The sequence below is a fragment of the Aureimonas psammosilenae genome, from assembly GCF_009176975.1.
Classification (GTDB): Bacteria; Pseudomonadota; Alphaproteobacteria; order Rhizobiales; family Rhizobiaceae; genus Plantimonas; species Plantimonas psammosilenae.
Genome location: NZ_WEZG01000005.1, coordinates 100,331 through 126,514 on the forward strand (window position 1 = coordinate 100,331; position 26,184 = coordinate 126,514).

Genomic DNA, 26,184 nt, shown 5'->3' on the forward strand with positions numbered 1-26,184 from the left:
CGACGGCAACGCTTGGGACACGCGGAAGCTTGGACGTTTGGTTGGCCCGTCAGGCCGCGCTTGTCTGGAACACGGCTTCGGCTTCGGGGATCGCTTCGGGCGTGCCGACGGTGATCCAAAGGCCGTCGAGGCGGACGCCGAACAAGGTGCCTTTCTCGATGGCGGCATCGAACAGGCGGTTCAGCGAGAATTTCTCTTCCGCCATGCCGGCGAAGAGTTCGGGCTTCAGGATCGCCGCGCCGGCATAGATGAAGGGCGACATGTCGCGTTCGGGCACGCGGGCGAGACGGCCTTCGGCATCCATCACGAAGTCGCCGCGACCCTCGTAGCCGGTGGCCTGCCGCATGTCGGCGATGAGAAGCAGGATGTCCATCCGCTCCGGCTCCCAGAGTTCGGCCATGAGCTGGAGGTTGTCGCGGTAGCCGTCGATCCAGAAGGTGTCGGCGTTGAGGACGTAGAACGGGTCGGGGCCGATGAGCGGCAGGGCCCGCACGATGCCGCCGCCCGATTCCAGAAGCGTGTCGCGCTCGTCCGAGATGGCGATCTCGAGGCCTTCGCGCCGGCGTAAGTGCGCCTGCATCAGGTCGGCGAGGTAATGGACGTTCACCACGGCGCGGCGGACGCCCGCGCGCTCCAGCGCGTCGAGGCCGTAGTCGATCAGCGCCTTGCCCTTGATCTCCACGAGGGGCTTGGGGATGGTCGAGGTGATCGGCCGCATCCTTTTGCCGAGGCCGGCGGCGAGAACCATCGCGGTGGAAGGGCTGGCGGTCGGGCGGGTGTTCATCGGGCGGATGGGTCCGTCGTTTCCAAGCCGAGGATGCCCCAGCTCGAATAAAGGTCGCGAAGCGCCGCCAGCGCGGGATGTTCGAGGCTGCGGCGGAGATAGGCCGATACACGCGGTATGTGACGGCGATAGAACGGCTTGCCGTCGCGCTTTTCGAGACGCACGAAGATGCCGAGGATCTTGGTGGCGCGCTGCGCCGCCATCATCGCATAGGCCTGGCGGAAAGCCGCTTCGTCGAAGGTAGCATCGGCGGCATGGCGCGCGGCGAGATAGGAGGACAGAAGCCGGTTCTCGAAATCCGGCGCGATGTCCACCCGCGCGTCCTGCGCGAGCGAGGCCAGATCATAGGCGGAGGGACCGATCATCGCGTCCTGGAAGTCGATCAGGCCGACGCGGTCGAGGCCCTCTCGGTCGCCTCGCCAGATGACGTTCGGCGAATGAACGTCGCGCAGAAGAAGCGAGCGCTCCGCCTCGTCGAGACGCGCGAAGAGGTCGCCCCATACCGCCAGAAAAACCTGCCGTTCGCCGATCGATGCCGGGCGGCCGAAGACGTCGGGCAGATACCAGTCGAGCAGCATCTCCACCTCGATGCCCATGGCCGTGTGGTCGAAGGGCGGCACGGTGTGCGAGCGGCCGGGCGCGAGCGCCACGACGGGATCGATCGCCTGGGCGTGGAGATGGGCAAGGGCGAGCGCCGTCGCCTCATAACGCTCGAAGACGGGCAGACCATCGTCCGACAGCATGGTCTCGGTGCCGAGATGCTCGATCACGAGGAAGCCCGCGTCGAGGTCGCGCCCGAGAATGGCGGGAGCAGCGAAGCCGTGATCGCGCAGGAGCTTGTCCACGGCCACGAAGGGCAGGACGTCCTCGGCAAGATGCGCGATGCGGCTATAGGGAAGGCTGTTTCGGATGGGCGGGCCGTTCGGGCGCTTGGGCGAATCCATCACGATCACCGGCTGCCCGCCCATCGAAGCGGTCTCGTAGCGGCGGGAGGAGGCATCGCCGAACAAGCGGCGGCGATCCGAAGGCGAGGGGGCGATGCCTTCCAGAAAATCGCGCAGTTGAAGGCTGCGGGCAGCGCGCTCGACGGCTTCGGCGGTACCGGACAAAGTCGCCCGGCGACCCGCGCCGTCCAGCTCAATGGCGATGTCGAGCGTGGCGCGACCGAGAAGCGTGGGCGCGCGCTCCGGCCACTCCACGATCACGAGGCCCGTTTCCAGCATTTCCTCGATCCCGAGTTCGTCCGCTTCCGACTCGTCGCCGAGGCGGTAAAGGTCGAGATGGGATACGGGCGGGGCGGTGTCGTAGCTCTGCACGAGCGTATAGGTCGGCGAGGGGACTTCGAGGTCCGGATCGCCCGCCAGGGCGCGGATCAGAGCGCGGGCCAGCGTCGACTTGCCGGCCCCGAGCCCGCCGCGAAGCGCGACGGCGTCGCCCGCCCGCACGATCATCGCGAGATCCTCGCCGAAGCGGCGGGTCGCCGCCTCGTCGGCGAGATGGATGTGGCGAACGGACGTGGCGGCCTCCCCGGCAAACTTCTCGGCCGGCGACGCGCTCATTCGGCGGCGTCCGACAACTCGTCGCGCATCCCGTTCGGGAAACGGCAGATGACGGTGGTTCCGCCTTCGCGGCTCGACTGCACATCCACCGCGCCGTGATGAAGTTCCACGAAGCTCTTGACGATGGACAAGCCGAGGCCCGCGCCGGAATGGCGGCCGCCCACGGGATCGGCCTCGAAGCGGCCGAAGATGCGGGCGATCTGGTCGGGCGCGATGCCGGGGCCGCGGTCGCGCACCTTGAACAGGACGTCGTTGCCCTGCCGTTCGGCCACGAGATCGATGACGGAGCCGGTCGGCGCGAAGTTCGCGGCATTGGACAGGAGGTTGAACAGGACCTGCACGACGCGGTGCTCGTCGGCGCGGAAGGAACGCCCGGCGCGCGCCACGTCGAGGGCGACGGAAAGATCGTTCTCGCGTAGGCGGTCGCCGATCCCTTCCACCGCCTTTTCGGCGGCCTTGTCGATCTCGACCTCGGAGATTTCGAGATCCATCGTGCCGGCATCGATGGAGGCGAGGTCCAGGATGTCGTTGACGATGGTCATCAGGGCGGCGGTGGAAACCGAGATGTAATCGAGATACTCGGCCTGACGGTCGTTCAAGGGGCCGGTCTCGGCAGCCCGCAGGAGCGCCGAGAATCCGATGATGTTGGTGAGCGGCGAGCGAAGCTCGTAGTTCACGTGCTTGACGAAATCGGTCTTCACGCGGTCGGCCATTTCCAGCGCGTCGTTGCGCTCGCGCAGCATGCGCTCGGCCCTTCGCGCGTCGGTCATGTCGGTGAAGGTCAGCATCGTCTGCCCGTTCGGCAGAGGCACGATGCCGTAGGACTGGATGCGCCCGTCGGAAAGCTGGAACTCGCCGCTCTGATTGCGGCGCTCGCCCTCGTCGAAGGCCGTGACGGCCCGCACGAAGCCGGTCCAGTCGATGCCGGGCTCACCATTGGCGGGCGCGAGGATCGCGACGTCCACGGCCTTGCCGATGGCTTTGATATGGGGCTTGGCCTGCACGAATTCGGGCGTCATGCCCCAGAGTTCGGCGAAGGAGGGGTTCGACAAGCGAAGCCGGCCGTCCGGCCCGAACACGGAGACCGCCTCGTTGAGATAATCGAGCGTTTCGCCCTGGAGGCGCACAAGGGCGTTGAGACGGCTTTCGAGTTCCAGCTTTTCCGTCAGGTCCTCGAAGATCCAGGTCGCGCCGCCTTGCGGGGCGGGGCTGGCGAAAACGCGAAGCGTGCGCCCGTCGGCCAGATGCCAAAGCGTTTCGGTGGGCTGCGTGGCGCGATAAGCGGCAAGGATCTCGTTCTTCAACTCGCGAAGCGGGCGGTCTTCCGGCAGGACGCCGCGCGAGCGCAGGTGGTCCATCATCGAGACCTGATCGGGATGGCCGTCGAGATAAACGCTGGTGAGGCCGAAAAGCTTCTGGAAGGCGGCGTTGTGATAAACGAGGAGCGTCTTGTCGTCGAACTTGGCGATCGCGGTGGTGAGCTGGTCCAGCGTCTGCGAATGGTTGGCGGCGGTTTGGCGCAGTTCCATGCGCACGGCCTCGGCTTCCGACACGTCGATGGCCGCGCCCCCGGTGCCGAGCGGGCCGGCGGCTTCCACCACGGAGAAGTTGCGCCGGTCGGCATCCACCACGGCCGACAGGCGCTCGCGCACATGGCCCTTGGCGGCGACCGTGGCGGCGATGGTCGCGCGGTCGCGCTCGCCGAGGAACTCCACCTGCCGGCGCACGGCATCCTGCGGGTCGCTGGCTTCCACGGCCGCCGCATAGGCGCGGTTGACCCAGGCGAGGCGTCCTTCGCGGTTGCGCAGCCAGACCGCCACGTCGAGATCGTCGCAAAGCGCCTGGAGGGTGGTGATGGTCGCGTCCGCCATCTCGTAGTCGTCGCGCAGGAGCGCCAGTTCCTCGCGAAGGCCCCCGAGGGCGGAGAAGCGCACCACGGCATGCGTTCCGACCGCCCGGCCGCTGGCTTCCACCGGCGTGCCGCCCGGAACGCCGAGGATCATGCGGAAAGTCTCGGCGCGGTCCTTCAAGCGGCCGATGGCGGCGTCGAGTCGGCGCGCCGAATCCCCTTGCAGCCACGCCTCGAAGGACAGGAATCGCTTCGGATCGGCGGGGGTGCCGGCGCCCGTCGGCAGGCAGCCGAAGACTTCCGGCGCCTGGCCGGCGGTGAAGACGATCACCCGCTGGTCGTCGTCGGCCAGCAATTCGCCGCGCCGCTCGGAGTCGGTGCGCTTTTCTTCCAGAAGGCTCTTCAGCCGGACATTTTCGGCTTCCGTCAGCGTCTGCTGGCGCAGAAGCCAGACGAGGGTGAGCATGCCGAAGGCCACCGCCATGGCCAGAAGCGCCAGCATCAGCGTCTCGTGCGGCGTCATGCCCATGTCCAGGGCGTTGACGGTCTCCTGCGCCCGGCACGGCGCGGCCACGAGAACGAGCACGCTCGCCGTCGCCAAGCCGCAGGCGGCCGACGACGGGCGGGCAGCCGAATGCCGTCCGCGCATCGGCATCGATAGACCCGAAGGCATTCCGTTGTCCCCTTCGCCGCATCCCGAACCGGCAGCACGAAACTGCCACCCCGGCACCCGTCCCCGTACGGGTGCCGCGATTCGGCCATCATTAACCATGTTGGGAGATAGGCCTATCGCAGGAATGCGACACCTCTTCCGAAACGAAAAAAGCCGCCGCATCGAAGCGATGCGACGGCCCTCGAAACGAAGCGGTTTTTGACGGGGTCAGTAGCGATAATGCTCTGATTTATATGGGCCCTGCGGGGTCACGCCGATATACGAGGCTTGGGCGTCGGAAAGTTCCGTCAGCCTTGCGCCGAGCTTGCCGAGGTGAAGACGGGCGACCTTCTCGTCCAGATGCTTGGGCAGGACATAGACCTGGTTGTCGTATTTCTCGCCCTTGGTGAAGAGCTCGATCTGCGCCAGCGTCTGGTTGGTGAAGGACGCCGACATCACGAAGCTCGGATGGCCGGTCGCGTTGCCGAGATTGAGGAGCCGGCCTTCCGACAGAAGCAGCATGCGCTTGCCGTCCGGGAACTCCACCATGTCCACTTGGGGTTTGATGTTGACCCATTTCAGGTTGCGCAAAGCCGCCACCTGAATCTCGTTGTCGAAATGGCCGATATTGCCGACGATCGCCATGTCCTTCAGCGACCGCATGTGGTCGAGCGTGACGACGTCCTTGTTGCCGGTCGTGGTGATCACGATGTCGGCGGTGGGAGCGGCGTCCTCCAGCGTCACGACCTCGAAGCCGTCCATCGCCGCCTGAAGGGCGCAGATCGGATCGACCTCCGTCACTTTCACGCGTGCCCCGGCCCCGACGAGCGAAGCGGCCGAGCCCTTGCCGACATCGCCGTAGCCGCAGACCACAGCGACCTTGCCGGCCATCATCACGTCGGTCGCGCGGCGGATGCCGTCGACGAGCGATTCCTTGCAGCCGTACTTGTTGTCGAACTTCGACTTGGTGACCGAGTCGTTGACGTTGATCGCCGGGAAGGGGAGGAGGCCCTTCTTCTGAAGCTGGTAGAGACGGTTGACGCCGGTGGTGGTTTCTTCCGTCACGCCGCGGATTGCGTCGCGCTGGCGGGTGAAGAAGCCGGGCGTCGCGGCCATGCGCTTCCTGATCTGGCGAATGAGGATTTCCTCCTCCTCGCTTTCCGGGCTCGACAGCACGTCCTCGCCGGCTTCCGCGCGCGCGCCGAGAAGGATGTACATCGTGGCGTCGCCGCCATCGTCGAGGATCATGTTGGAAGGCTGGCCGTCCGGCCACTGGAAGATGCGGTCCGTATAGGTCCAGTAGTCCTCGAGGCTCTCGCCCTTGATCGCGAAGACCGGCGTGCCGGTCGCAGCGATGGCGGCGGCGGCGTGGTCCTGCGTGGAAAAGATGTTGCAGGACGCCCAGCGCACATCCGCGCCGAGCGCCTGAAGCGTCTCAATGAGCACTGCAGTCTGGATGGTCATGTGCAGCGAGCCGGTGATGCGCGCGCCGGTCAGCGGCTTGTCGGCGCCGAACTCCTCGCGGCAGGCCATGAGGCCCGGCATCTCGGTTTCGGCGATGGTGATCTCCTTGCGGCCCCAATCGGCGAGCGCAAGGTCCTTGACCACATGGTCCTGGCCGGCGCTCGGGCCGACTTCGTTCGGAAGGGCAGACATAGCTTGGCATCCTCGGACAAAATCGCCGCGAGGACTATCAGTCCCTCAAGTGCCGGGCAAGGGACATAAAGACTTCCTTATATGTTTCTATGGCGCGCGAAGGCGCTCAGGCATCCTCGCCGAACCGGTCCGCCACCAGGCGTTCGATGGCGTCCAGCGCTTCCAGCGCCTCGCGCCCCTTGGCGGAAACCTCGATCGTGGTGCCGATGCCGGCCGCCAGCATCATCAGGCCCATGATCGACATGCCGCCGACGCTCATGCCGTCGCGCGACACGGTGATCTCGGCGTCGAACCGCTCGGCCACCTGCACGAACTTCGCCGAAGCGCGGGCATGGAGGCCGCGCCGGTTGACGATGGGCAGCGTGCGCGTGGCCGGCGCGGCTGCGTTGTCCTCATGCCCTTGCGACAAATGCTTATCGTCTTTCTTCGGATGCGATGCCGGTCACTGGCCGCTGAGGATCCGGCTCGCGACGTTGATGTATTTGCGGCCCGCTTCCTGGGCGCAGCGCAGAACGTCGTCGATGTCGCGATCCTGGCGGATGCTGGCCAGCTTGATCAGCATCGGCAGGTTCATGCCCGCCAGAACGTCGACGCGCCCGCTTTCCATCACGGAGATGGCGAGGTTGGAGGGCGTGCCGCCGAACATATCGGTGACGATCACGATGCCCTTGCCCCGGTCGGCGCGGTTCACGGCGGCGATGATGTCGCTGCGCCTTTGTTCCATGTCGTCCTCGGGGCCGATCGAGATCGTCTCGAAAGCCTCCTGGGGGCCGACGACGTGCTCCACGGCGTGGCGGAACTCGTCCGCGAGCCGGCCGTGGGTGACAAGAACGACACCGATCATGCGTGGCGGTCCGCGCGTTGCGGGCGGGAAGATATCATGCTGCTGGATGCGTCGCGTTCTTGCCGGCGAGATCGCCGATCTACGTAAGCCATGCGGCCTTCCGGTTGGGTTGTTTCGGCCGGCCACCGATTGCCCGATGTCCGTCCGTTCCTCAAATGGCGACGCCTCGACCTCTTCGCGAGACCGCGACGTTGCGCCATCCGTCCCGGTAGCCGTCGATCATGCGCAGAAACGCGTCATCTTCGCAACGTTTGCCGCCGGCGGAAGCGCGTTACGCAGGCAACTCCCACGCATTTGTCAACTCTTCGTTAACGCTGATGGCCGATCGGGTCGCAGGGCAAGGCTGTGGAGGATGTCCGTGGCGAGCGCCGCCTGCCGCTCGGGAAGCGTGATTCGCGGCAAGACGACGCCGAGAAGCGCTTCGGCGGTCGTTTCGGGCAACCGTTCGACCTCGGACGCCGGCTCAAGGTTCAGGAGAAGATGGATCTCGGCTTCCTCCACGAAGTGCTCGGAAAAGATTCCGACACCCGAAATCTCCATCCGCCCCGCGATGGACGCAGGCGGGCGAGCGAGGAGGCGGCCGTCTTCGACTAGAAGCAGCACCTGATCGTCGGAAACGAGCCGAGCGCGGAGGCCGAGGATCTCGGCCCGCCGCAGAAGGGAAAGCGCCAGGGCCGACTTGCCGGAGCGCGCTTTTCCGCGGATCAGCACCCCCGTTTCTCCGAGAAGAACCACGGTGCCGTGGTGGTTGGGGGGGGGAACGTTCATTCGGCTGGGAGCCGCACCACGAAGCGCGCCCCGGAAAGGCCGGACGGGTCGCCCGGCTCGATGTTCTCGGCCGCGATCGTGCCCGCATGGGCTTCCACGATCTGCCGGGAGATCGACAGACCGAGGCCGGAATTCTGACCGAAGGCCTCGGCTGCCGGGCGGTCGGTATAGAAGCGCTCGAAGATCCGCTCGATCGCCTCGGCCTGGATGCCGGGGCCGTTGTCCTCCACCGTCACCTCCATCTGGAGGCCGGAGCGCTTCAAGGCGACGCGGATGCGCCCGCCCTGCATCGGCACGAAGGAGCGGGCATTGTCGACGAGGTTGGTGAAGACCTGGGTCAGCCGCAGATCGTGGCCGGAAATCGTGTAGGTGCCGCCGGGGGGGAGGGGGGCCGGATCGAAGTCGATGGCCGTGTCCCAACCGTCCTTGGTGTGGCTGCGGGCGCCGTCGACCACCGAGCCGAGAAGGCCGGAAAGGTCGATGCGCTGCGAATCCTCGCGGGCGAGTTCGGCATCGAGGCGCGAGGCGTTGGCGATGTCGGTGATCAGCCGGTCGAGCCGGCGGACGTCGTGCTGGATGACTTCCAGAAGCCGCGCCTTGGAACTCTCGTTGCGGGCGAGCGGCAGGGTTTCCACGGCCGAGCGCAGCGAAGTCAGCGGGTTCTTCAACTCGTGGCTGACATCGGCGGCGAAGCTCTCGATGGCGTCCATGCGCTTGTAGAGGGCGTTCGTCATGTCGCGCAGGGCGGAGGCGAGATTGCCGACCTCGTCGGAGCGCTCGCCGAAATCGGGGATCTCCTCGCGCGCCTTGACCCCGCGCTTCACGCGGATGGCAGCCGCCGACAAGCGGCGAAGGGGCGTCGCGATGGTGGAGGCCAGAAGCGTCGACAGAACGATGGTGACGAGGGCGGCGACCGCGAAGACGCGCACGATTGCCATGCGCTCGGCCTGGACGATCTTGTCGATGTCGGAGCCTTGCGTGGACAGAAGCAGGACGCCGAGGATGGCGCGGAAGCGCTGGATCGGCACGGCGACGGAAACGATCAGCTCGCCCTTGTCGGTGACACGCGTGATGGCCACCGGGCTGCCCGTCAGGGCGTTGGTGACTTCCGGGTAGTTCGCGCCCGAGCCGCCCGGCGTTTCGGAATAAAGCGGCAGGTTGCCCGGCTGGAACACGCGGCGCAGCCATTCCAGCGCCCGATCGGCGATCCCCTCGTCCTCGTCCACCACCGGCGGCAGGTCGTAGCGCAGGATTTGGCCGCGCGAATAAAGATGGCGCGAATCGAGGATGAGGTTGGCGTCGCGGTCGTAGATGCGGGCTCTCGTGCGCGTCGGCGAGATCAGCCGGCGCAGGAGCGGCGCGACGCGCTCCGGGTTGATCGGGAAGTCGAGACTGTCGGCGCTGTCGTTGTTGGGCTGGAGGGTCGAGCCCGCCTGAAGCTCCAGAAGTCGTTCGGGATCGAGCGTGATGGAATTGGTTTCCACCGTCGCGGAAGACGCGATGGCGCTCGCGATGATCTGGCCTTGCGTCAGGAGACTCTCGACGCGGGAATCGATCAGGCCCGCCCTGAACTGGTTGAGATAAAGGATGCCCGAAACGAGAACGATCAGCGCGACGAGATTCAAGAAAACTATGCGCCGCGTCAGTGACGAGAAGATCGAATGGTCGAGTAGTCGCTGAAGTCCGAGGACGATGCGTCCCACCACCGGCAAACGGCGCAGCCGGGCACGCGTCGCCGCCCGCCGGCGTCGTTGACGCATGGCGGCGCGGTCGCGCGAGATTTCGTTGTCGATGCCGGCGACCATTGCTCTTCGCCGCTTCTGCCGTTCTAGATTTCGCGGAAGCGATAGCCGACGCCGTAGAGCGTCTCGATCATGTCGAAGTCGTCGTCGATCGCCTTGAACTTCTTGCGCAGCCGCTTGATGTGGCTGTCGATGGTGCGATCGTCGACATAGACCTGCTCGTCATAAGCCGCATCCATCAGCGCATCGCGGCTCTTCACGACGCCGGGGCGCTGGGCAAGCGAATGGAGGATCAGGAACTCGGTCACCGTCAGCGTCACCGCCTGCCCCTTCCAGGTGCAGGTATGACGCTCCTGATCCATCACGAGCTGGCCGCGTTCCAGGGAAGATTCGGGCGAGGGGACGAGCTTGACCCCGTCCTTGGCCGCCGCCCCGCGCCGCAGGACGGCCCGCACGCGCTCCACCAGAAGGCGCTGCGAGAAGGGTTTGCGGATGTAATCGTCGGCGCCCATCTTGAGGCCGAAGAGCTCGTCGATCTCCTCGTCTTTCGAGGTGAGGAAGATCACCGGCAGGTCGGACTTCTGGCGCAGGCGGCGCAGAAGCTCCATGCCGTCCATGCGGGGCATCTTGATGTCGAAGATGGCAAGATGGGGCGGGCGGCTTTGCAGCCCTTCAAGGGCCGAAGCGCCATCCGTGTAGGTTTCGACCCGGTAGCCCTCGTTCTCCAATGCGATCGACACCGAGGTGAGGATGTTCCGGTCGTCGTCGACAAGGGCGATGGTCGGCATCTTATGTGTTCTCCCGTCAGGCCGGCGTCACGGAAAACAAGGGTTCCGCCGGGTCGGGCGACCCGCCCCTGAAGGAGGGCGGAGCGTCCGCGCGCTTCGAATGCGACGAGGTCTAACGACCGCACCGGGACGAATTGTGGCGGCGGCGACCACGAAGGCAAGTCCGTCCGTTGTCGCCGCCAGCCCATGTCTTTTCCCGCAAAGGGTAACTCGGCGCAAGAAGAAACTCATGGGCCCAAGGATTCGCGAGATGAAGTCGCGCCTCGAAAACCCGCTCTCGGCAAGTTGAACCGGCCGTGTATGCCTCTTCTTACAGCTTGACCTTGCGATATTCCGTCGTGTCCGGCCGATCCTTGTTTCCGAGATAGGCTTTGGCGAATTCATAGGCCTGCGTCACCTTGTTGGCCTTCACGTCCCAGAGTTCCGCCTCGTCCGGGTCCACCGCCAGCACCACCACGGACGGATCGTCCTTGCCTTGCGGCATCCAGGCTTCGGCTTCCGGCCCCCACAGCTTGTCGACAAGCGCGCGGTCGCCCGACACGCGGGCCCGGCCGGTCACGGAGACGTATTTGCCGTGCTTGGAGAAGGTCAGCGCGACATGGTTGTCGGCCTCGACCTCGTCGACCTTGTGCGTGTCGCGATCGGTGAGAAACAGGATCTCGCGACGCTCTTCAGACACGTAAGGGGCCATCGGTCGGGCGCGCAACGCGCCGCCGGTGCGGGTGACGACCATGCAGGTGTCGAATTCGTCCACCATGTCCCAGAACTTGTCGGTCGCGTTCTCGCTCATCGCGCTCAATCCTTGTCCTATCCATCCGGCCGGCCACCGGCCCGGCCCTTCAACCCCAGCAACGCTCGAAACGGCCAAAGGTGCCGGGACGCCCGATCGGAGACGGCGGTTTCGAAGCGGCGAGAAGGCTGATCGAAGACAACAAACGATTAGATCGACCAACTAAACCGATTTGAAGATTAATACTGGCAGTTCAATCGTTTAATATTTGGAGTTACTTGTTTTTCACTTGCGTATCCTCGGCTCGCAAATAATATACACGCGACGCAAACCTGATTTTAGGAGTTCGCCTGTGAGCCGTACGAACGAGAGCGGAGTGTGCAACCCCTATCGCGGCCTCGAAACGCTGGGCTTCGCAGAGCCGGCTTCCGTCGCCTGGAACCTCGATGCGGCTTCCTTGATCGAACTTTCGGTGCGTCGCGGCGAAGCGCTTCTCACCGCCCATGGCGCGCTCGCCGTCACCACCGGTCAGCACACCGGCCGCAGCCCGAAGGACAAGTTCGTGGTGCGCGATGCCCAAACGGAAGGGCGCGTCTGGTGGGACAACAACCAAGCCATCACGCCCGATGCCTTCGAGCGCCTTTACGCGGACTTCAAGGCGCATGTGATGGGCCGCGACCTCTTCGTGCAGGATCTCGTCGGCGGGGCCGATCCGGCGACCGCGCTGAAAACGCGGGTCGTCACCGAATATGCCTGGCACTCGCTCTTCATCCGCAACCTGATGATCCGGCCGAGCCGTGACGAGGTGCGCGGCTTCGAGCCGGAACTCACCATCATCGACCTGCCGTCCTTCCGCGCCGATCCCGCCCGCCACGGCTGCCGGGGCGAAACGGTGATCGCCGTCGACCTGACGCGCAAGATCGTCCTCATCGGCGGCACGTCCTATGCCGGCGAGATGAAGAAGTCGGTCTTCACCATGCTGAACTATCTCCTGCCCGAAACCGGCGTCCTGCCGATGCACTGCTCGGCCAATGTCGGCGACGCAGGCGATGCGGCCGTGTTCTTCGGTCTCAGCGGCACGGGCAAGACGACGCTTTCGGCCGACCCGACGCGCACTCTCGTCGGCGACGACGAGCACGGCTGGGGCGCGGACGGCATCTTCAACTTCGAGGGCGGCTGCTATGCCAAGACCATCCGTCTGTCGGCGGAGGCCGAGCCCGAGATCTTCGCCGCCACGCGCTCCTTCGGCACGGTTCTGGAAAACGTCGTCCTCGACGAGGCGCGCGTTCCCGATCTCGACGACGGCCGCCTGACGGAGAACACCCGCGCCGCCTACCCGCTCGACGTCATCCCGAATGCGAGCACCACGGGCCTCGCGCCCCATCCCAAGACCATCGTGATGCTGACGGCCGACGCCTTCGGCGTGTTGCCGCCCATCGCCAAGCTGACGCCGGCCGAAGCCATGTACCACTTCCTGTCCGGTTACACGGCCAAGGTCGCGGGCACCGAGAAGGGCGTCACGGAACCGGAAGCCACCTTCTCCACCTGCTTCGGCGCGCCCTTCATGCCGCGCCATCCGGCGGAATACGGCAATCTCCTGCGCGATCTCGCCGCCCGCCACGACGTCTCCGTGTGGCTCGTGTCGACCGGCTGGACGGGCGGCGCCCATGGCACGGGCAAGCGCATGCCGATCAAGGCGACGCGCGCGCTTCTGGCCGCGGCGCTCAACGGCTCGCTCAACGAAGCCGAGTTCCGCATCGATCCGAATTTCGGTTTCGAGGTGCCGGTCGCAGTGGCGGGGGTCGATCCCTCCATCCTCGACCCGCGCGAGACCTGGGCCGACAAGAACGCCTATGACCGCCAGGCCGACCGGCTCGTCGGCATGTTCCGCGCCAACTTCGCCAAGTTCGAGGACCATGTGGACGAGGAAGTTCGCCAGGTTCTGCCGCATCCGGCGCTCGCCGCCGAATAAGGCTCGAAAACGGCCCCATCGTCGCGGCCCGTCCCATCACAAGGGGCGGGCCGTTCGCATGTGCGGCTTGACGCGAGTGCGCGGGAAGGCTTCTTCCGATCCGACGAAAACGAAGATCGAGGGAAGCGCGTCGCCATGGCCGATGATGATGATCGCGACGTCGTGGTCAGCGCGCGGCTGCGCATTCCGGGCGACGAGATCGAGGAAGCCTTCATCCGCGCGGGCGGGCCGGGCGGCCAGAACGTCAACAAGGTGGCGACGGCCGTGCAGTTGCGCTTCCATGCCGCCGCCTCGCCTTCGCTGAAAGCCGACGTTCTGGAGCGTCTCCTGAAGCTCGCGGGAAGTCGCGTCACCAAGAACGGCGAAATCCTGATCGAGGCCTCGCGCTTCCGCACGCAGGAGCGCAATCGCCAGGACGCCCGCGAGCGCCTTGCCGCCCTGATCCGCGAGGCGCTGATTCCCCCGCCGCCGCCCCGCCGCAAGACTCGGCCTTCCAAGGGCGCGATCGAGCGGCGGCTCGCCGCCAAGAAGCTGCGATCGGGGGTGAAGCGGGACCGGAACCGCATCGGCGATTGAAGGCGCGGCTGTTGCCGAAAACGTGATGGGACTTCGCGCCGTTCCGTCATCAAATCGACGCCGTCCGGGCCGGGAGGCTATGGGACTTCAAGAACGGGGTCGGGCGATGCAGCGCAGGTATTTTCTTTCATTGGCCGCCGCCGCCGGGGCGGCTTCCGTCTTCGGTTCGCTCGGGCTCGGCCTTCGTCGCGGCAACGCTGCGGAAGAACATTTCCCTGTGATGCGCAGCAAGGAGGAATGGCGCCGGCAACTCAGCGCCGACCAGTTCGCGATCCTGCGCGAGGAAGCGACGGAGCGGCCCTTCACGAGCCCGCTTCTCAAGAACCACGGCACCGGCATTTATCGCTGCGTCGGCTGCAACAGCGGCGTTTATTCCTCCGAAACGAAGTTCGATTCGGGCACCGGTTGGCCGAGCTTCTGGGAGGCCCTCGACGGGGCGGTCGGCACCACCACCGACTACAAGCTCGTTTATCCGCGCACCGAGGTCCATTGCGCGACCTGCGGCGGGCATCTCGGCCATGTCTTCGACGATGGGCCCAAGCCCACCGGCAAGCGCCACTGCATCAACGGACTGGTTCTGGCCTTCGACGAGAACGGTTCGGCGGCGGGCTGAAGCTCAGCCGCAAGCTTTTGTTTACCGAGATCGCCGACCATCGACGGGATGCTCGGTCACTCCTTCCCCGGTCTGCGCCGAACGATCCCGCAGGCGCTTGAATCGACCCTTTGCCGCCGCCATATTCAAGGGCGTGAGGCAGGAGCGCCGCTTCCATGGGCTCCTGCACAAAGTCGCTTGCTGCAAGGACTTGGGAACGATGAGTCGTGTGACGCCCTTCTCCAGCCCGCTGCTTCTCGGCTTCGACGCCGTGGAGCGGACGCTGGAGCGGATCGGGAAGACCGGCGACGGTTATCCGCCCTACAATATCGAGCGGGTCCGTCGCGAAGACGGAGAGGGCGTATTTCTGCGCATCACTCTCGCGGTGGCGGGCTTTCGCCCGGAAGACCTCGAAGTGACGACGGAAGAAAGCCAACTCACCATCCGTGGGCGCCAGAGCGACGACAAGGAGCGGGAATTTCTGCATCGCGGCATCGCGGCGCGGCAGTTCCAGAAAAGCTTCCTTCTGGCGGACGGCATGCAGATCATCGGGGCGCAGTTGAAGAACGGACTGCTTCTCATCGATCTTGCCCGTCCCGAGCCGGAACGGGTGATCCGTCGCATCGCGATCGACGTCACCGATTGAGGAACGTGTCGCTCGAGCGCGACATTTTGTCCTCGATATCCATCCAAGTCTGCAGGCGCACGTTTGCCTTTAACAGGAGACGACCGATATGGCCGCTATGAATCAGACGATTTCCACCAACGATCTCGCCGCCATCGGCGAAGGGCATCTGGCCTATCTGCGCCGCATGTCGTCGGACGATATCCGTGCGCGTTTCCCGAGCGCCCAGTCGATCCAGCCCGGTCTGAACCTTTGGGCTTTGTTCGCGGCCGACGGCACGCCGCTGGCGGTATCGGACGATCGCGGCAGCATCATCGCCAGCGCCAACGAGAATCAGCTCATGACGGTCAGCCTTCATTGATCGAAAGCTGACCGGCACTGGTAAGCACCGCCGGTTTCGGCCGAAGGGTGGCGCGAGACGGTCGAGCGCGTTGCAACGACGGCCATAGACGACAAAGGCCCGCGCCATCGGCGACGGGCCTTTTTCTCGTTTCGAGATCAGCCTTTGTTGGGCGGTTCGGTCATCAAGGCGTAGATGATGCCCGCGTCGCGCGCTTCGCGAAGGCGCGCCACGGTCTCGGAATTGCGCAGGAGGCGCGCGATCTTGGACAAAGCCTTCAGATGTTCCGCGCCCGAGCCGCCCGGTGCGAGAAGCAGGAACACGAGATCCACGGGCTGGTCGTCCAGCGCGTCGAAATCCACCGGCCGGTTCAGGCGTCCGAAGACCCCGACCAGCCGTTCCAGCTCGCCCAGCTTGCCATGCGGAATGGCGATGCCGTTGCCGACCCCCGTAGATCCGAGCTTCTCGCGCTGAAGCACGGTTTCGAGGATGTCGCGGCTGGAAAGACCGGTACGCTCGGCCGCCTTCTCGCAAAGCTCCTGAAGAACCTGCTTCTTCGTGCCCGCTTTCATGGATGGCAGGATCGCGTCGATATCGACGAGATCCCCCAGATCCATGGCGGTGCTGGGCGGGGAAGGACTAGGCGTCATGAGGCTGCCGAGCGTCGTTCCGAAATGGCGGGCGCGTCGTCGTCAGGCTTCCGGCTTGACGGTCGAGGGATCGACCCAGCCGAAATTGCCGTCGTTGCGGCGATAGACGATGTTCACCTGACCGCTGCCCGCGTTGCGGAAAACAAAGAGCGGGCTGTCGCGACGGTCGAGTTCCATCACCGCGCCGGCCACCGACATGGTGCCGACCTTCAGCGAAGTCTCGGCGATGATCGCGGGCGCGTAGTTCTCGGGGATGCCGTTGTCCTCGTCGTCGTCGGTCGGCGCCGCGACGACGGTATAAGCGACATCGCGGGCCTGACCGTGACCGGCATAATGGTCCTTCAGCCGGCGCTTGTAGCGGCGCAGGCGCTTCTCGATGCGGTCCGAAGCATCGGAGAAGCTGGCTTCCGGATCGTGCGCTTCGCCGGTCGCCTGGAACACGACGCCGGTATCGAGATGAATGGTGCAGTCGGCGCAGTAGCGCGCGGAATCCTTCGAGATCACGACGGTGCCGCTGTAGTTGCCGTCGTAGTATTTGGTGACGAACTGGTCGAGACGGTCCTCGATGCGCGAGCGGAACGCTTCGCCGACATCCATGTGCTTGCCCGAAACCCGAACGCTCATCGATAAGCTCCCTCGGACGTTCTTGGCGTCTGGCGCCATCCGTCCTTGCCTTGCGCCCGCTTTGATGCGGGCCGTTACCGGATTGCCTCGGCGGAGTGCCGAAGCGGCTTGACGATGCCGGCGGTTTCCCGAAGGCCTTGGCGTCCGATGGTGCGGACGGCGGGCTTCTAGGAGACCACGACACGGTCTGTCAACGCGCGGCGGGCCTTCCGTATCCTTGAGACCCGGCCGAACCGGTACGATTTCGTGCCATCACGACGCCATGCGCCGGGCATTCATCTCCCGCCGGCGTTGGATGGAGGAGGGGATGCCGAGCGCTTCGCGGTATTTGGCGACGGTCCGGCGGGCGAGGTCCACGCCGTCAGTGCGCAGCCGATCGGCGATGTCGTCATCGGACAGGACGCCCGATCCGCTTTCCCCGTCCACCAGCAGGCGGATGCGATGCTTCACGCTTTCCGCCGAATGCGCGTCGCCGCCGCCCGTCGCGGCGATCGCCACGGTGAAGAAGAACTTCATCTCGAAGGTGCCGCGGGGCGTGGCGATATACTTGTTCGCCGTCACGCGGCTCACCGTCGATTCGTGCATGCCGATGCTTTCGGCCACCGCCATCAGCGTCATGGGCTTCAGGCCCGTGATGCCCTTCACCAGGAACTCGTCCTGACGGCGCACGATCTCGGCCGCGACCTTCAGGATGGTTCGGGCCCGCTGGTCGAGGGAGCGCGCCAGCCAGTTCGCGGAGGTCTGGCATTCGGACAGGAAGTTGCGTCCCGCCTCGTCCAGCCCGGCGGCGGAAACGCCGAGGGCGTATTGTCCGTTCACGATCACGCGGGGCAGGGCGGCGGGATTCAACTCGATGCGCCACGACCCGTCCGCTGCGGCACCCACCACGACGTCGGGCACGATCGCCCCCGCATCGCCGGTTTCGAAGCCGTGGCCGGGCTTGGGGTCGAGGCGGCGGATTTCGGCGAGAACATCGAGAAGTCCGGCCTCGTCCTCGCCCGTCAGGCGTCGGAGAGTCGCGAAATCGCGCCGCGCGAGAAGTTCCAGATGGGCGAGAACAGTGCGCATCACCGGATCGAGGCGGTCGCGCCGGGCGAGCTGGAGAGACAGGCACTGGCCGAGATCCTCGGCGAAGAGCCCGGCGGGCTCGATCGCCGCGCGCGCCCGGTCGAGGATATCCTGCACCGTTGCCAAGCCGAGCCCGAGCGACAAGGCGAGCGCTGCCGTGTCGCCGCGATAATAGCCAGCCTCGTCGAGATGGCCGGCGAGGATGCCGGCGATCGCCTGCTCCGTCGGGTCGGAGAAGATTTCGGTGATCTCGCCGAGCACATGGGCGCCGAGCGAGGGGCGCTCGTCGGACAGGAATTCCGTATAGCTCGCCTGCGCCGAGCCGCGCTCGGAAGGAAGCACTCCCGTCGTCGCCACCGATCCGCCGGCATCGCCGAAGGGCTCGGGAACGGTCTCCGCCGGCGCCTCAGTGCTTTCCGGGGCAAAGGCCTCGCCCGGCTCTTCCGCCGCTTCGCCGCGCTCCAGCATGGGATTGCGCTCGATCTCCTCCTGCACGAAGGCGTCGAGCTCCATATGGGAATATTGCAGAAGGCGGATGGACTGGAGGAGCTGAGGCGTCAGCGCCAGGGATTGGCTTTGGCGAAGCTGAAGGCGAGCGGACAACATTGGCGGGCGGCGCCCTTCGATGGTCGATGCCGGAACGACCGGCTGCCGCCTGATATAAAATGGTCCGGTCCTTGCATGTCAATCCACCCGCCGCCGAAAGCGCCGGTTGCCGACAGGCTCGTGGCTCGCTTGATCGTCAGAAGGTGAACTGGTCGCCGAGGTAATGGCGGCGCACGTCCGGGTTGTCCACGATCTCCTGCGGCGTGCCGTGGGTCAGGACGGCGCCGGCGTGCATGATATAAGCGCGGTCGATGAGGCCGAGCGTTTCGCGCACGTTGTGGTCGGTGATGAGGACGCCGATGCCGCGCTGCGTCAGGTGGCGCACGAGGCCCTGGATATCGGCGACGGCGATCGGATCGACGCCGGCGAAGGGCTCGTCCAGCAGCATGAAGGTCGGCCGCGAAGCGAGCGCGCGCGCGATCTCGCAGCGCCGCCGCTCGCCGCCCGACAAGGCGGTGGAGGGCGACTTGCGCAGGTGCTCGATGTGGAACTCCTGGAGGAGGGCGGTGAGTTGCGCTTCGCGCTCGCGCTTGTTCGGCTCCACCACTTCCAGAACGGCGCGGATGTTGTCTTCCACCGACAGGCCGCGAAAGATCGAGGCTTCCTGCGGAAGATAGCCGATGCCGAGGCGGGCGCGGCGATACATGGGAACCGGCGTGATGTCGTGCCCGTCGAGCTCGATCCGCCCTTCGTCCACCGGAACGAGGCCGGTGATCATGTAGAAGCAGGTCGTCTTACCCGCGCCGTTGGGCCCGAGAAGGCCGACCGCCTCGCCGCGCCGCACGAAGACGTCGACGCCGTTCACGACGCGCCGGCCGCGATAGGCTTTCGTCAGCCCGCTCGCCGACAAACGCCCCGCGCTCGCGGCTTCCCGCCCTTCGCGGGCCGCGCTGCCCGGCCGGCCGTCACCCGGCACCGCTTCGCCCGCCACGCGCTTTTCCGTCGAAACTACACTCATGATCGATCCGTCCACGCGCGGGGGAACGGGCCGGCGCACGGTTGCGCCCGCCCTGTCCCTGCCGGGTGGCTTTCTATCAGTTGCCGGCCTTCTGGCCGTTCTGTTCGGGGGCCATCAGGATCTTGACGCGCCCCGAGCCGCCGAGCTGGGCGAGGCCCGTATCCATGTGGATCGTCAGCTTGTCGCCGCGCGCCACGTTGTCGCCTTGCGACATCACCACATTGCCGGTGAGGACGGCGATCTGCGTCTTCATGTCGAAGGTGCCGCGTTCGGCCGTCGCCACCTGATCGGTGGAGCGGATATAGAGCTTGCCCTGCGCTTCCAGGCGGTCGATCTGGTTGGAGCCGCCGGGCATCGCGCCGCCGGTGGAGCGCGCGGGCTGGGTCGTGGCGCCGCCGCCGGTGCCGGCCGCAGTCTCGCCCGCCGGCTTGGCGTAGAAGACCAGGAGCTTGGAGGTCTTCATCAGGGTGTCGCCCTGCGCCACCTCGACATTGCCCACGAAGGTCGCGATGCGCTGCTTGTCGTCGACATCGAGCTGGTCGGCGTCGATGGCGATCGGCTCGTCGCCCTTCACCTGAAGCCCGGTGAAGCTGTTGCCGAAGCTTTGCGCTCCGGACGGCCCGACGAGACCGAAAGCCGCGACCAGGGTCGCGGACAGGAAGGCTGCATGTCTGGCGAAGGTTTTCATCGGGGCTCGTTGCTCGAAAGGTCCCGCGCGGGCGCGTCGCCGGCGGGAGGTTGAATCGTCATGCGCACGCGTTGGCCGAAGCTGATGAAAGCCCCGCCGTCCTTCACGGCGATGCTTCCTGCCTTGATGGTCCGGTTGTCGGACAGGATGTCGACCGGCCCGGTGCCCTGAAGCGAACCGGTCTTGAGGTCGACATCGGCGGCGCCCAGCGCGATCCGCATGCCGTCCGAGGTCGCAACCGTGATGTCGTTCGACAGCCGCAGCTTCTGTCCGGCCTGATCGTAGAAGCCCTTGGCGGCGACGATCTCGGCGGTGGAGTCCTCGCTGACCGTCAGCTTGGCGCGAACGCCCTGGAGGTCGACGCCGCCGCCGGTCAGGGATTGCACGGCCCGATCGGCATCCATGGAATAAGGACGATTGTTCTTGTCGAAGCCGGACATGCGCGGATCTTCCATCACGATTCCGCCATCGCCGATCCCCGCGCTCGCCACGGACACGTTGTCCGGCAGGCTGCGGGCCAGGAACGTGACGGCCACACCCCCCGCCACGATCGCCACCGCCCCGAGCGGCAGCCCGATGCGCAGCGCCTTGACGAGGATGGTGTGACGGCGGGCGCGCGAGAACTCCCGATCCATGCGGCTGCGGCCGGCGGATCGATCGTCATGCGTCATGGGGCGCAGATGCTGCGTCGCTTCGTTCAAGCCTTGTATCCGGTTCCTTCCGGCGGGAAAGCGTCGGGAAAACGCTCGCACCGCATACCTCGAACAGGATCGACGGAGCGCGAAAAGCGCCGAATCGTGCCTGCCCGTTCGGATGCACGTGCAAGTTCCCGGCGCAATATGGGGATTTTGCGTCTTTGTGCAAAGCCATGCCGATGCTGCCGGCTTGGCAAGTTCGTGGGCTGAGTCTATCGCTGCCCCGTTAGCGAAGCGTAAAGCATGGGGAGCGGCTTGAGCAACGCCCAGGAATTGATCGATCGGCGACGGCTGCGACGCAAGCTCGGCTTCTGGCGAATCCTCGCCGTGATCGCCGTGGCCGCGGTCTTCGCCGCGATTCTTCTGCCGGCCTTCGGCGTCGGGCCGGGCAACTGGCGGCTGGCCGGCGACATGGGCGGTCTTGGCTCGTCCATCGCCCGCGTCGATATCGAAGGGGTGGTCACCGAAGACGACAAGCTGATCGAACTTCTCGACGATCTGGCAAAGGACGACGGGGTGAAGGGCGTGATCCTGCGCGTCGACAGCCCCGGCGGCACGTCGGTCGGCGGCGAGGCGATCTTCGAGGCGGTGCGGCGTTTGGCCGAAAAGAAGCCGGTGGCAAGCGAAGTCGGCACCTTGGCGGCCTCCGCCGGCTATCTGATCGCCGCCGGCAGCGACCATATCGTGGCGCGCCAGACATCCATCGTCGGCTCCATCGGCACCATCTTCCAGTATGTCGACGCGTCCCAGCTTCTCGGCAATGTCGGCGTGTCGGTGAACGCCATCAAGTCGGCGCCCTTGAAGGCCGAACCCTCGCCCTTCGCGCCCGCGCCCGAAGAAGCCAAGGAAATGATTCGGCGCATGGTGGTGGATTCCTACGAATGGTTCGTCGGCATCGTCGCCAACCGCCGGCCGATCCCGCTGGACGAGGTGCGCCGCCTCGCCGACGGTTCGGTCTTCACTGGCCGGCAGGCGCTGCAGAATCGCTTGGTGGACGCCATCGGCGGCGAGATCGAGGTCCGGCGCTGGCTGGAAAACGTGCGCCAGGTGCCCAAGGGCCTGGAAATCCGCGAGCGCGAGCCGAAGGAGGACGACGGCTTCGGCATCTTCGCGGGCACCCGGTCGATGATTCTGAAGGCACTGGGGCTCGACTCGGGCCTCTTCGAGACCACCGGTCTTCGGGGCGGCATGATGGCGCTTTGGCGGCCCGATGCGGGAACGACCCTGCCATAAGAGTGGCATTTTCGCTCCCGGCGATCAAAAAATGCCCGTCTATGCTTTGCCAGCCAAGAAACGTGCTTGCATGTGATAGGGCCGGTTTTCTAATCTTCAGTGAAGTTTGGCGGCCCGTTGCGGGGTCCCGCTCTCCGCGTTTTCAGGGAGTCGTCATTTCCGTGATCAAATCCGAACTCGTTCAGATCATCGCGAGCCGCAACCCGCATCTCTATCAAAGGGACGTCGAGACCATCGTCAACGCCGTCTTCGACGAGATCACCGATGCGCTGTGCGACAGCAACCGAGTGGAACTGCGCGGCTTCGGCGCGTTTTCGGTGAAGAACCGCCCGCCGCGCTCGGGTCGCAACCCGCGCACCGGCGACGCGGTGGATGTGGAAGAGAAGTGGGTGCCCTTCTTCAAGGCGGGCAAGGAACTGCGCGAGCGATTGAACTCGGACGAGTGATCGTTCGGCCTCGTTTCGCGATCGGAGATTGACCGCCCGTGCGGTCCCGCCATATCGACGGAGCACTCCGCTTCAGCCCCAAAGGTGTCCGGCGATGATCTCGCGCTTTCTGTCTTTCGTGATCCTGGTTCCGTTGGCGATCCTAATCGTGGTGTTCTGCGTCGCCAACCGCGCGCCGGTCACGGTCTCGCTCGATCCGCTGGGGTCGCTTCCTCAATTCGTCTACGAAGTGCCGCTCTTCATCGTGATCATGGCCTCGGTGATCGTCGGCACGATTCTCGGCGGCATCGGCACATGGCTGACGCAGGCGCATTACCGCCGCGCCGCGTGGCGCCGCAAGCACGAGTTGGAGCGCCTTCGCCGCGAAGCCGACGATGCCAAAGAGCGGCTGCGCCAGGAGCGCGAATCGCGCTCGGGCGCCCTGCCGCGCGAAGGCTCCACCGCCCTCGCGCTATCGCGCGCCTGACGTCGACGCCCGTTCCGGCTCCCGCGCGCCCTCAGGCGATGGCGCGCGTTTCGCCGACCGCCTTGGCATGTTCGCCGGCGACATGGGCGGCGAAGCGGTCGAAGAACTTTTCGGACAGCCGCGCGGCGGCAGCCCCGATGAACTTGCCGCCGATCTGCGCGATCCGGCCGCCGACCTCCGCATCGACGCTGTAGCGCAGGATGGTTTCCGCGCCGTCCTCGGTGAGGACGACGTCGGCCGCGCCCTTGGCGAAGCCCGCGATGCCGCCTTTGCCCTCGCCGACGATCCTGTAGCTTTCGGGCGCCCGGACGTTCTCGAGCCGCACTTCGCCGGTGAACCGCGCTTTGAGGAGCGAGACCTTGGCGGTCGCCTCGACGGCAAGCACCGTGTCGGACAAACGTTGGAGACTGTCGCATCCGGGAATGCAGGCCTGCAGGACCACCTCGTCGTTCAAGGCTTCCCAGACGACCTGGCGCGGCGCGGGCAACCGATACTCGCCCTTGAGATCCATTGGCTCAAACTCCTCCAGCGGGTTCGCCCCGCCCTTGTCCTTCACAAGTTGCCCTCGATACCGCCTTTCTCAAGCGGTCCGGCCGCATTAAGAGAAGCGGATGCAGAAGGCCAAGCACGATCGAGGCGGGGAAGACCGGCCACGCGAAAGGGAAGCGAACGGAGAGGGCGCGCGCCGCCGCGTCGCCGTCCGGCACGAGGGCGAGCGCCCGGCCGAGCGCCTGCCGGTGATTCTCACCGTCCAACCGACCGAGGACTATGCGCTTCTCGATTCGGGGGGCGGCGAGAAACTGGAGCGCTACGGCCCCCTCGTGGTGCGGCGACCCGAGAACCAGGCGATCTGGCAGCCGAGGCTCGACACAAGCGAATGGGAGAAGGCGGATGCCGTCTTCACCGGCGACACCGACGAGGAGGGGATGGGCCGCTGGCGCTTCCCCAAAAGCCCGCTCGGCGAAACCTGGCCGCTGAGCCATGAAGGCCTGTCCTATCTCGGCCGCTTCACCTCCTACCGTCATGTCGGCGTTTTTCCAGAGCAGGCCGAGCATTGGGCGGCGATGGTGCGGGCGATCGAGGGACGCCGCCGCCCCGCCCGCGTCCTCAACCTCTTCGGCTATACCGGCGTTGCGACGCTTCTGGCGGCGCGCGCGGGCGCGGAAGTCACGCATGTCGACGCTTCCAAGAAGGCCATCGCCTGGGGCCGCGAGAATGCCGGCGTCGCGGGACTGGAAGACGCGCCGATCCGCTGGATCTGCGAGGATGCCGTGCGCTACGCCGAGCGCGAGGTGAAGCGCGGCAGCCGCTACGACATCGTGCTCCTCGATCCGCCGCGCTACGGACGCGGGCCGAAGGGCGAGGTCTGGGAACTCTTCGAGGATCTGCCCTATCTTCTCGACCTGACGCGCGGCCTCCTGTCCGAGCGCCCGCTTCTGGTGGTGCTCACCGCTTATTCGATCCGCGCCTCGTTCTTTTCGCTTTCCGCCCTGATGCGCGAGGCCCTTCGCGGCCTCGGCGGCACGGTGGAATCGGGCGAACTCGTCATCACGGAGGCCGGAGCGGAACCGCGCGGCCTTTCCACCTCGCTCTTCTCCCGCTGGATGCCCGATCATGGCGAATGAAACACGGCCGCGGACGGATCTGGCGGCCCCCGGCCGCGTCAAGGACCTGTCCAGCGTTTCCAATCCGATCGTCAAGGACATCCGCGCGCTCGCCGCCAAGAAGGGGCGCGACGAAACGGGTTTGTTCATCGCCGAAGGGCTGAAGCTCGTTCTCGACGCGCTGGAAGCGGGCTGGGTGCTGAAAACGCTGCTGGTCGCGAAAGCCGAACTCCACGGCGCGCTTCTGGCGAAGGCCGCGGCCCGCGCCCGCGCGGCGGGAGCCGACGTCGTGGAAGCCAGTTCCAAGGTCATGGAAGCGGTGTCGCGGCGCGACAATCCGCAAAGCGCCATCGGCGTCTTCAAGCAGAAGACTACGGCCCTCGAAAAGCTTGCCTTCGGCGCGGACGGTGTCGTGGTGGCGCTCGACCGGGTGCGCGATCCCGGCAATCTCGGCACGATCATGCGCACCGTGGACGCCGCCGGCGCCAAGGGCGTCGTTCTCATCGGCGACTGCGTCGATCCCTTCTCCATGGAAGCGGTGCGCGCCACGATGGGCTCGATCTTCGCCGTGCCGCTGGCCCGCGTTTCGGAAGAAGCGTTCCTGCGCTGGCGCCGCGACTTCAAGGGGCTCGTCGCGGGGACCCACATGCGGGGCGAGACCGATTATCGCGACGCGACCTATTCCGGCCGTCCGGTGGTTCTTCTGATGGGCAACGAGCAAGCCGGCCTGACGGAACCCCTCGCCAATGCCTGCGAGGCGCTGTTGCGCATTCCCCAGGCCGGCCGCGCGGACAGCCTCAATCTCGGCGTCGCGACGGGCATCATGCTGTTCGAAGCGCGGCGGAAGGCGCTGAAGCTGTGACGAACGCCCCCGAATCGGGACGCAGTAAATCGGTGGCGCTTTTCGGGCTCGCCCTCGTGGTGCTCGCGGTGATCCTCGACCAAGGCATCAAGGCGCTTGTCGTCGCCACGATGCCGCTCGGGGGCGCGATCGAGCTTCTGCCCTTCCTCGCCCTCTACCATGCGCGCAACGAGGGCATCGCCTTCTCGCTCTTCGCGGGGATGGGCGATCTCAGCCTCGCCCTTCTATCCGGCGGCGTTCTCGTTTTCGTCGGCTGGCTGTGGTGGAAGACGCCACTGGCGCGGCGCTTGTCGCATTTCGCCTTCGCGATCATCGTCGGCGGCGCGATCGGCAACCTGATCGACCGTTTGCGCCTCGGCTATGTCGTGGATTACGTCTTCTTCCACACGCCTGTCTGGAGCTTCGCCGTGTTCAACCTCGCCGACGCCTTCATCTCGGTCGGCGCTGCCTTGATTCTCATCGACGAGTTTCTGCTGGCCCGTCCGCCCAAGGTCTCCGCCGACGAAGCGAAGTGAAGGGGGCGATATCCCCATAGGCGCTGACTTGAAGGGGCATCGGCTTTTGTGTTGCGGTTCGCGCTAGAGCATCGTGCGAAAGGTGAGACGCATGCTGCCTTGCGCTTTTGCTCCGCATCCTCCAGCGCTCGTCTGCGGCCGTAGCACCGCTACGACCTTGTCGATCCCCTCGACCTCGAACCAAAATCACCTCGGCATCATCGCGTCCAACCTTCCGCACGATGCTCTAGTGATGCAAGCCACACAGCCACATGATCGTTGTTGGTTGAAGCTGCTTGCGGCGCTGCCAGCG

The 26,184-nt window shown here is 65.9% G+C and carries 28 protein-coding genes; 11 read left to right on the top strand and 17 right to left on the bottom strand.

Going from position 1 to position 26,184, the window contains the following annotated elements:
- Positions 1-49: 49 nt before the first annotated feature.
- From F9929_RS11045 to F9929_RS11090, 10 genes are all read right to left on the bottom strand, one after another.
- Entirely contained in the window at positions 50-784 is a 735-nt protein-coding gene (locus F9929_RS11045) for a nucleotidyltransferase family protein (protein WP_152046634.1), read from the bottom strand.
- A complete protein-coding gene (gene tsaE, locus F9929_RS11050; RefSeq protein ID WP_152046635.1) occupies positions 781-2,343 on the bottom strand; it encodes a tRNA (adenosine(37)-N6)-threonylcarbamoyltransferase complex ATPase subunit type 1 TsaE in 1,563 nt (520 codons plus the stop codon). The genes F9929_RS11045 and tsaE overlap by 4 nt, the downstream gene beginning before the upstream one ends.
- Positions 2,340-4,865: a sensor histidine kinase gene (locus F9929_RS11055; protein ID WP_235919205.1), complete on the bottom strand. Its 2,526-nt coding sequence runs from the start codon at positions 4,863-4,865 to the stop codon at positions 2,340-2,342. Before F9929_RS11055 ends, tsaE begins: the two co-directional genes overlap by 4 nt.
- Before the next feature lie 207 nt (positions 4,866-5,072).
- On the bottom strand, positions 5,073-6,500 hold the full coding sequence (ahcY, locus tag F9929_RS11060; RefSeq protein ID WP_152046636.1) for an adenosylhomocysteinase: 1,428 nt from the start codon (positions 6,498-6,500) through the stop codon (positions 5,073-5,075).
- A gap of 106 nt (positions 6,501-6,606) precedes the next feature.
- Positions 6,607-6,909, bottom strand: a complete 303-nt coding sequence (locus tag F9929_RS11065; RefSeq protein ID WP_152046637.1) for an HPr family phosphocarrier protein — start codon at positions 6,907-6,909, stop codon at positions 6,607-6,609.
- A gap of 33 nt (positions 6,910-6,942) precedes the next feature.
- The gene (locus F9929_RS11070) at positions 6,943-7,344 is read right to left on the bottom strand and encodes a PTS sugar transporter subunit IIA (RefSeq protein WP_152046638.1); all 402 of its coding nucleotides are present in this window, start codon (positions 7,342-7,344) and stop codon (positions 6,943-6,945) included.
- A gap of 297 nt (positions 7,345-7,641) precedes the next feature.
- On the bottom strand, positions 7,642-8,112 hold the full coding sequence (locus F9929_RS11075) for an HPr kinase/phosphorylase (protein WP_152046639.1): 471 nt from the start codon (positions 8,110-8,112) through the stop codon (positions 7,642-7,644).
- Positions 8,109-9,917: a stimulus-sensing domain-containing protein gene (locus tag F9929_RS11080; protein ID WP_152046640.1), complete on the bottom strand. Its 1,809-nt coding sequence runs from the start codon at positions 9,915-9,917 to the stop codon at positions 8,109-8,111. Before F9929_RS11080 ends, F9929_RS11075 begins: the two co-directional genes overlap by 4 nt.
- Positions 9,918-9,940: 23 nt before the next feature.
- Positions 9,941-10,642 (bottom strand): response regulator transcription factor, encoded by a 702-nt coding sequence (locus F9929_RS11085; RefSeq protein ID WP_152046641.1) that lies wholly within the window; start codon positions 10,640-10,642, stop codon positions 9,941-9,943.
- 310 nt (positions 10,643-10,952) lie between these two features.
- Entirely contained in the window at positions 10,953-11,432 is a 480-nt protein-coding gene (locus F9929_RS11090) for a pyridoxamine 5'-phosphate oxidase family protein (protein WP_152046642.1), read from the bottom strand.
- A 292-nt stretch (positions 11,433-11,724) separates the two neighbouring features.
- Between F9929_RS11090 and F9929_RS11095 the strand changes: the two genes are divergently transcribed.
- The 5 genes from F9929_RS11095 (at position 11,725) to F9929_RS11115 (ending at position 15,498) form a co-directional block, all read left to right on the top strand.
- Positions 11,725-13,344, top strand: a complete 1,620-nt coding sequence (locus F9929_RS11095; RefSeq protein WP_152046643.1) for a phosphoenolpyruvate carboxykinase — start codon at positions 11,725-11,727, stop codon at positions 13,342-13,344.
- Between the two features lie 135 nt (positions 13,345-13,479).
- Positions 13,480-13,920 carry an alternative ribosome rescue aminoacyl-tRNA hydrolase ArfB gene (gene arfB / locus F9929_RS11100; RefSeq protein WP_152046644.1) on the top strand — a complete coding sequence of 147 codons (441 nt, stop codon included), beginning with the start codon at positions 13,480-13,482 and terminating at the stop codon, positions 13,918-13,920.
- A gap of 106 nt (positions 13,921-14,026) precedes the next feature.
- Entirely contained in the window at positions 14,027-14,533 is a 507-nt protein-coding gene (gene msrB / locus F9929_RS11105; protein WP_152046645.1) for a peptide-methionine (R)-S-oxide reductase MsrB, read from the top strand.
- A gap of 199 nt (positions 14,534-14,732) precedes the next feature.
- On the top strand, positions 14,733-15,158 hold the full coding sequence (locus F9929_RS11110) for an Hsp20 family protein (RefSeq protein WP_152046646.1): 426 nt from the start codon (positions 14,733-14,735) through the stop codon (positions 15,156-15,158).
- Positions 15,159-15,246: 88 nt separating this feature from the next.
- Positions 15,247-15,498 carry a BQ00720 family protein gene (locus F9929_RS11115; RefSeq protein ID WP_235919207.1) on the top strand — a complete coding sequence of 84 codons (252 nt, stop codon included), beginning with the start codon at positions 15,247-15,249 and terminating at the stop codon, positions 15,496-15,498.
- 137 nt (positions 15,499-15,635) lie between these two features.
- Here F9929_RS11115 and ptsN read toward each other — a convergent pair whose 3' ends face one another.
- From ptsN to lptC, 6 genes are all read right to left on the bottom strand, one after another.
- Complete coding sequence (gene ptsN / locus F9929_RS11120) at positions 15,636-16,094, bottom strand: PTS IIA-like nitrogen regulatory protein PtsN (RefSeq protein ID WP_152046853.1); 459 nt, start codon at positions 16,092-16,094, stop codon at positions 15,636-15,638.
- 75 nt (positions 16,095-16,169) lie between these two features.
- Positions 16,170-16,751, bottom strand: coding sequence for a ribosome hibernation-promoting factor, HPF/YfiA family (hpf, locus tag F9929_RS11125; protein WP_152046647.1), 582 nt, complete (start codon positions 16,749-16,751; stop codon positions 16,170-16,172).
- Positions 16,752-17,003: 252 nt separating this feature from the next.
- Positions 17,004-18,425 (bottom strand): RNA polymerase factor sigma-54, encoded by a 1,422-nt coding sequence (gene rpoN, locus F9929_RS11130; RefSeq protein ID WP_152046648.1) that lies wholly within the window; start codon positions 18,423-18,425, stop codon positions 17,004-17,006.
- A gap of 136 nt (positions 18,426-18,561) precedes the next feature.
- Positions 18,562-19,383: an LPS export ABC transporter ATP-binding protein gene (lptB, locus tag F9929_RS11135; protein ID WP_152046649.1), complete on the bottom strand. Its 822-nt coding sequence runs from the start codon at positions 19,381-19,383 to the stop codon at positions 18,562-18,564.
- A gap of 76 nt (positions 19,384-19,459) precedes the next feature.
- Positions 19,460-20,071: an LptA/OstA family protein gene (locus tag F9929_RS11140; RefSeq protein ID WP_152046650.1), complete on the bottom strand. Its 612-nt coding sequence runs from the start codon at positions 20,069-20,071 to the stop codon at positions 19,460-19,462.
- Positions 20,068-20,772 carry an LPS export ABC transporter periplasmic protein LptC gene (gene lptC, locus F9929_RS11145; RefSeq protein WP_152046651.1) on the bottom strand — a complete coding sequence of 235 codons (705 nt, stop codon included), beginning with the start codon at positions 20,770-20,772 and terminating at the stop codon, positions 20,068-20,070. The genes F9929_RS11140 and lptC overlap by 4 nt, the downstream gene beginning before the upstream one ends.
- Before the next feature lie 249 nt (positions 20,773-21,021).
- Here lptC and sppA point away from each other — a divergent pair, with 249 nt between their 5' ends.
- The 3 genes from sppA (at position 21,022) to F9929_RS11160 (ending at position 22,911) form a co-directional block, all read left to right on the top strand.
- A complete protein-coding gene (gene sppA / locus F9929_RS11150; RefSeq protein WP_235919209.1) occupies positions 21,022-21,999 on the top strand; it encodes a signal peptide peptidase SppA in 978 nt (325 codons plus the stop codon).
- A gap of 161 nt (positions 22,000-22,160) precedes the next feature.
- Positions 22,161-22,445: an integration host factor subunit beta gene (locus F9929_RS11155; RefSeq protein ID WP_152046653.1), complete on the top strand. Its 285-nt coding sequence runs from the start codon at positions 22,161-22,163 to the stop codon at positions 22,443-22,445.
- A gap of 94 nt (positions 22,446-22,539) precedes the next feature.
- Complete coding sequence (locus F9929_RS11160; protein WP_152046654.1) at positions 22,540-22,911, top strand: lipopolysaccharide assembly protein LapA domain-containing protein; 372 nt, start codon at positions 22,540-22,542, stop codon at positions 22,909-22,911.
- Between the two features lie 31 nt (positions 22,912-22,942).
- On the opposite strand, the gene F9929_RS11165 is transcribed toward F9929_RS11160, so the two are convergent.
- Complete coding sequence (locus F9929_RS11165) at positions 22,943-23,422, bottom strand: SRPBCC family protein (RefSeq protein WP_152046854.1); 480 nt, start codon at positions 23,420-23,422, stop codon at positions 22,943-22,945.
- A gap of 100 nt (positions 23,423-23,522) precedes the next feature.
- Here F9929_RS11165 and F9929_RS11170 point away from each other — a divergent pair, with 100 nt between their 5' ends.
- The 3 genes from F9929_RS11170 to lspA are packed head-to-tail and all read left to right on the top strand — an operon-like array spanning position 23,523 to position 25,892.
- A complete protein-coding gene (locus tag F9929_RS11170) occupies positions 23,523-24,536 on the top strand; it encodes a class I SAM-dependent methyltransferase (RefSeq protein ID WP_152046655.1) in 1,014 nt (337 codons plus the stop codon).
- Positions 24,526-25,377, top strand: a complete 852-nt coding sequence (locus tag F9929_RS11175) for a TrmH family RNA methyltransferase (protein WP_152046656.1) — start codon at positions 24,526-24,528, stop codon at positions 25,375-25,377. Before F9929_RS11170 ends, F9929_RS11175 begins: the two co-directional genes overlap by 11 nt.
- Positions 25,374-25,892, top strand: coding sequence for a signal peptidase II (gene lspA / locus F9929_RS11180; RefSeq protein WP_235919212.1), 519 nt, complete (start codon positions 25,374-25,376; stop codon positions 25,890-25,892). Before F9929_RS11175 ends, lspA begins: the two co-directional genes overlap by 4 nt.
- The last annotated feature ends 292 nt before the right edge of the window (positions 25,893-26,184 follow it).

Coding starts and splice junctions, on each gene's coding strand:
- ahcY (WP_152046636.1), bottom strand. CDS start 6,500: ATGTCTGCCCTTCCGAACGAAGTCGGCCCGAGCGCCGGCCAGGACCAT.
- msrB (WP_152046645.1), top strand. CDS start 14,027: ATGCAGCGCAGGTATTTTCTTTCATTGGCCGCCGCCGCCGGGGCGGCT.
- F9929_RS11175 (WP_152046656.1), top strand. CDS start 24,526: ATGGCGAATGAAACACGGCCGCGGACGGATCTGGCGGCCCCCGGCCGC.
- hpf (WP_152046647.1), bottom strand. CDS start 16,751: ATGAGCGTTCGGGTTTCGGGCAAGCACATGGATGTCGGCGAAGCGTTC.
- F9929_RS11055 (WP_235919205.1), bottom strand. CDS start 4,865: ATGCCTTCGGGTCTATCGATGCCGATGCGCGGACGGCATTCGGCTGCC.
- tsaE (WP_152046635.1), bottom strand. CDS start 2,343: ATGAGCGCGTCGCCGGCCGAGAAGTTTGCCGGGGAGGCCGCCACGTCC.
- F9929_RS11075 (WP_152046639.1), bottom strand. CDS start 8,112: ATGAACGTTCCCCCCCCCAACCACCACGGCACCGTGGTTCTTCTCGGA.
- F9929_RS11165 (WP_152046854.1), bottom strand. CDS start 23,422: ATGGATCTCAAGGGCGAGTATCGGTTGCCCGCGCCGCGCCAGGTCGTC.
- rpoN (WP_152046648.1), bottom strand. CDS start 18,425: ATGTTGTCCGCTCGCCTTCAGCTTCGCCAAAGCCAATCCCTGGCGCTG.
- F9929_RS11115 (WP_235919207.1), top strand. CDS start 15,247: ATGGCCGCTATGAATCAGACGATTTCCACCAACGATCTCGCCGCCATC.
- F9929_RS11170 (WP_152046655.1), top strand. CDS start 23,523: ATGCAGAAGGCCAAGCACGATCGAGGCGGGGAAGACCGGCCACGCGAA.
- F9929_RS11110 (WP_152046646.1), top strand. CDS start 14,733: ATGAGTCGTGTGACGCCCTTCTCCAGCCCGCTGCTTCTCGGCTTCGAC.
- arfB (WP_152046644.1), top strand. CDS start 13,480: ATGGCCGATGATGATGATCGCGACGTCGTGGTCAGCGCGCGGCTGCGC.
- F9929_RS11085 (WP_152046641.1), bottom strand. CDS start 10,642: ATGCCGACCATCGCCCTTGTCGACGACGACCGGAACATCCTCACCTCG.
- F9929_RS11160 (WP_152046654.1), top strand. CDS start 22,540: ATGATCTCGCGCTTTCTGTCTTTCGTGATCCTGGTTCCGTTGGCGATC.
- ptsN (WP_152046853.1), bottom strand. CDS start 16,094: ATGGATCTGGGGGATCTCGTCGATATCGACGCGATCCTGCCATCCATG.
- F9929_RS11080 (WP_152046640.1), bottom strand. CDS start 9,917: ATGGTCGCCGGCATCGACAACGAAATCTCGCGCGACCGCGCCGCCATG.
- lptB (WP_152046649.1), bottom strand. CDS start 19,383: ATGAGTGTAGTTTCGACGGAAAAGCGCGTGGCGGGCGAAGCGGTGCCG.
- F9929_RS11140 (WP_152046650.1), bottom strand. CDS start 20,071: ATGAAAACCTTCGCCAGACATGCAGCCTTCCTGTCCGCGACCCTGGTC.
- F9929_RS11090 (WP_152046642.1), bottom strand. CDS start 11,432: ATGAGCGAGAACGCGACCGACAAGTTCTGGGACATGGTGGACGAATTC.
- F9929_RS11070 (WP_152046638.1), bottom strand. CDS start 7,344: ATGATCGGTGTCGTTCTTGTCACCCACGGCCGGCTCGCGGACGAGTTC.
- F9929_RS11045 (WP_152046634.1), bottom strand. CDS start 784: ATGAACACCCGCCCGACCGCCAGCCCTTCCACCGCGATGGTTCTCGCC.